The organism is Pedobacter nutrimenti (assembly GCF_032678445.1).
Taxonomy (GTDB): domain Bacteria; phylum Bacteroidota; class Bacteroidia; order Sphingobacteriales; family Sphingobacteriaceae; genus Pedobacter; species Pedobacter nutrimenti_A.
On sequence record NZ_JAVTSQ010000046.1, the window covers coordinates 1 to 569 of the forward strand.

A 569-nucleotide genomic window follows, 5' to 3' on the forward strand; every position below is an offset into this window, starting at 1 on the left:
TACACAACCGGCCGCGCTTTGCGTTTCCACATAATAAGTGGTGGTTGCCGAGAGGGCAGGCGTAGTAAAACTTGTACCGGTTGCAATGGCTGCACCACCTGTTGGAGCAGTGTACCAGTTAATGGTATTGCCTGCGTCGGCAGTAGCCTGTAAGGTTGCAGTTTGTCCCGGACTGATAGTTTCGTTATTGGTGGATACTGAAGCCAGAGCAGGAGCAGGGTTAATGGTTACATTAACAGCCGTACGTGTACTCACCGCAGTTCCGGAAACGGCTTCTACATAATAAGTGGTATTGGCTGTTAAGGCAGGTGTTGTGAATGTTGTTCCGGTAAAGATAGAGGTACTTCCAGTTGCAGCGTACCAGTTATAGGTAACGCCAGTCTGAATATTGGATACGGTTAATGTTGCAGTGGTGGCGTTGCAGGTATTTGCAGCAGCAACCACAGGAGCAGAGACATTAACTTTAAGTGCATAATCGGTACTTGTTGATAAACCGTTACTATCGGTTACAGTCATTTTAACGGTAAAGGTACCGCCGATAGTTGGTGTGCCCGATATGACCCTGGTGA

General features: G+C 47.8%; 1 pseudogene. It reads right to left on the reverse strand.

The window, feature by feature from the left end:
• A pseudogene (locus R2S08_RS28835) lies at positions 1 to 569 on the reverse strand (hypothetical protein); the annotation flags it as partial.